This is a genomic window from Mycobacterium sp. (genome assembly GCF_032159765.1).
In the GTDB taxonomy this organism is placed as follows: Bacteria; Actinomycetota; Actinomycetes; order Mycobacteriales; family Mycobacteriaceae; genus Mycobacterium.
Genome location: NZ_JAVHWM010000075.1, coordinates 1 through 2,999 on the forward strand (window position 1 = coordinate 1; position 2,999 = coordinate 2,999).

Consider the following 2,999-nt stretch of genomic DNA (forward strand, 5'->3'; position numbering starts at 1 on the left):
GGAACCACTGTGCGTTCGCGCGGGATTACCGCGTTGTCGGCCATCACCGGCCCGCCGGTGAACACCGGGGTCAGCTGTAAGGCGCGCGATGTGACCAGCGTCGGCGACAGGATCGCGGCGTTGGCGCCCGCGGGCCCCTTGTACTTGCTGTCGTACCAGAACGAGATCTTGACCCGGTCGGGCTGCGGCTCGATCTTGTCGATCCTGCCGACGTTCACACCGAGAATACGAACGTCGTCACCGACGTAGATGCCATTGCTGTTCTCGAAGTACCCGACGACGTTCGTGCGATTGATGGTGTCGGAGGTTCGAAACAGCACGGCCACGCCGGCGACGAGCAGCACGACAAGGGCGATGGCGACCCAGCTCCTGCGAATGCGGTTCATCGCCCGGCCTGCCCGCCTGCGGGTGGCGGCACCTCACCCGGCGCGGGCACCATCACGGGGCTCGGCGTCGGCATCGGTGTGGAGTCCAGCCCGGGTGGAGCCAACGCGGGCGGTCCCGGCGGCGGTCCGCCCGGCGGGGGCGCGGGCAGGGGCTCGCGGTAGGGGTAGCAGCCAGTGGGGCCGGGCAGCGGCAAGCCGGGCGGACCGCACCCCTGCTCGCCGGGGATGCCGGTGATCGCGTCGGGCAGATTCAGATGAGGCTCGCCACCCTGCCCTGTCCTGGGGAAGGGCACAGGCAGCGCGGGCGTCCCTGGCTGGCCGATCTGCGGGTCGGTGCGCTGCGACGGCAACAACGTGCTGGGATCCAGGCCGAGGTCGGAGAATGCGACGTCGACGAACGGCTGCACGAACTGGCCCGGCAGCAGGTTGGCGATGTAGTTCTTGAAGAACGGGCCGGATGAAACCGATTCACCCAACGCCATCGCATAGGAGCCAAGGAGTTTCACGCCTTTTTGCAGGCGCTCCTTGCGGTTGTCGATGATCGTCAGCACACCGTTGAGCTTGTCTATCGCGGGCTTCATCGTCGTGCGGTTCTCGGCGATGAACCCTTGGAGCTGCCGGCTCAGCCCGGAGATGTTGCCTGCGATCTGGTCCAGCGCGGCGCTTTGGCTTTCCAACTCGACCAGCAGCGCATTGGTGTTGGCGATCAGGCTTACCACTTGGCCGCTGCGCTCGGCGAGCACGGCCGTCGACTTGTTGGCGTTGGTGAGCAGCCCACGCAGCTGCGCGTCGCGTTCGTTGAGCGTCTCCGAGAACCGGGCCACACCCTCGACGGCGATCCTGAGTTCGGGCGGGGTCTCCGAGAACGTTTCGGACAACACCCTGAGCGAGTCGGACAGCTGGTTGGTATTCAGTCCGCTGATCGTGGTCGCGAGTTCGCCAAGCGCGTCCGGCAACTGATAGGGCGATGTGGTCCGCTCGACGGGAATCGGGCCGTCCTGCTGGCCGTCCCCGCGCGATGCGACCTCGAGGATCTTGCTGCCGAGCAGGCCCCTCGTCTTGATCGCCGCCTCGGTGCGGTCCCCGAGCCGGATGTTCTTGTCGACGGTGAACTTGACCAACACCCGCGGTCCGTCAAGCTCGATGGACGACACCTCACCCACCCGGAAACCCGAAACCTGCACGCGGGCACCGGTTGTCAGCCCACCGGCCTCTGCGAAGTAAGCCGAGTAGTCCTTGTTCTGGTTAATGAAGGGGATCTTGTCGTACTGCAAGGCGCCCACCACGATGACCGCGGTCAACCCCAGCCCAATGGCACCCATGACGAGCGTATTGCGTTCGGTGAACGGCTTCATCGTGGCGCGCACCTCCCCGTGCTCTGTCCGGCCACTTTCACGTACACCGGTTGGCCGCCCTTGCCGTTGAGCTTGAGGACGAGGTCGCACAGATAGAAGCTGAAGAAGTCGCCGTTGATGCCCTGCCGGGCCAGCGCTTGATAGGCATCGGGAAGCGTGTTGAGCAGGTTGTCGAAGTAGTCGTGGTCGGCGACCACGATCCCCGCGGCCCGGTCCGTCTCTGCGATGGTCTTGGCAAACGGTGGCCGGGCCTGCGCCAGCAGGTCCGCGATACTGCCGGCGGCGGCGTTGGTGTAGGCCACGCTGTTGCTGATGTCTTGCTTGCGGGCCTCAAGACCCTTCACGAGCTCGGACAGCGAGTCGATTGCCTTTGAGAATTGGGCACTTTGGCCGCCGAGCGATCCGAGCACGGTGGTCAGGTTGACGATGACCTGCCCGATCAACTGATCCCGGTCGGCCAGCGTGTTCGTCAACGCCGCGGTCTGGGTAAGGAATGAGCCGATCGTGTCGCCCTGGCCCTCGAAGGCCGCAATCAACTGACCGGACAACGCGTTTACCTGGTCTGGATCCAGCGCGGAAAACAGTGGGCGGAACCCGCCGATCAAGGCGTCCAAATCCAGCGCCGGCGAGGTGCGGGCCAGTGGAATCGTGTCCCCCGGTTTGAGCTTCGTGGTGCTTCCAGCGCCTTCCACCAGTGCCAGGTAGCGGCCGCCGATGAGGTCGTCGTAACGGATGACGGCCCGATTGCCTTCGGTGAGCACGACCGAGTCATCGGCGGTGAACTCGACGAGCGCGGTGGTGTCGGGCTGGATGGAGATCTTGTTGACCTTGCCGACCTCCACACCGGCGATACGGACGAAGTCGCCGTTCTCCAGCCCGGTCACGTTCGTGAACGCGGCGTTGTACGTGTTGGCTTTCTCGCCGAAACGCAACTGCCCGAACACCGCGTACAAGGCGAACACGCCGAGCAGACACACAACCAAGAAGATGCCGAGACGCCACAGGGCGTGTCGCCAGGCCTTGCTCATGGCTGGTTGCCTTTCTTGGTCGGTGTGGTTAGTGCTGGGCTGCTCATGGCGATGGCGCGGCCTCCTGCGGCAGTGGGACCGGCGGCAGCGGTGTCGGCTGCATCTGCGCGGGCGCCGGGACCACGAACGGCTCGGAGCCCGGCGTCTGGCCCGGGTCCCGCGGCGCACCGGGCGGCGGCGCAGGCGGCAGGCCGGGCCAAAGCGGGGTGCCATCCGGCGCGTACATCGGC

General features: G+C 65.9%; 3 protein-coding genes and 1 pseudogene. All 4 read right to left on the bottom strand.

Features of this window, described 5'->3' with window-relative positions:
- Positions 1-386, bottom strand: a 386-nt coding sequence (locus QOH60_RS08730) for an MlaD family protein (protein WP_526419188.1), incomplete at its 3' end; no start/stop codon positions are given.
- Positions 383-1,741 carry an MCE family protein gene (locus tag QOH60_RS08735; protein WP_526419190.1) on the bottom strand — a complete coding sequence of 453 codons (1,359 nt, stop codon included), beginning with the start codon at positions 1,739-1,741 and terminating at the stop codon, positions 383-385. The genes QOH60_RS08730 and QOH60_RS08735, both read right to left, overlap by 4 nt.
- The gene (locus QOH60_RS08740) at positions 1,738-2,769 is read right to left on the bottom strand and encodes a virulence factor Mce family protein (RefSeq protein ID WP_526419192.1); all 1,032 of its coding nucleotides are present in this window, start codon (positions 2,767-2,769) and stop codon (positions 1,738-1,740) included. Before QOH60_RS08740 ends, QOH60_RS08735 begins: the two co-directional genes overlap by 4 nt.
- Before the next feature lie 43 nt (positions 2,770-2,812).
- Positions 2,813-2,999: pseudogene (locus tag QOH60_RS08745) on the bottom strand (MCE family protein); the annotation flags it as partial.

Bases quoted from the DNA above. Each gene is read 5' to 3' on its own strand.
- QOH60_RS08735 (WP_526419190.1), bottom strand. From the start codon at position 1,741: ATGAAGCCGTTCACCGAACGCAATACGCTCGTCATGGGTGCCATTGGG.
- QOH60_RS08740 (WP_526419192.1), bottom strand. From the start codon at position 2,769: ATGAGCAAGGCCTGGCGACACGCCCTGTGGCGTCTCGGCATCTTCTTG.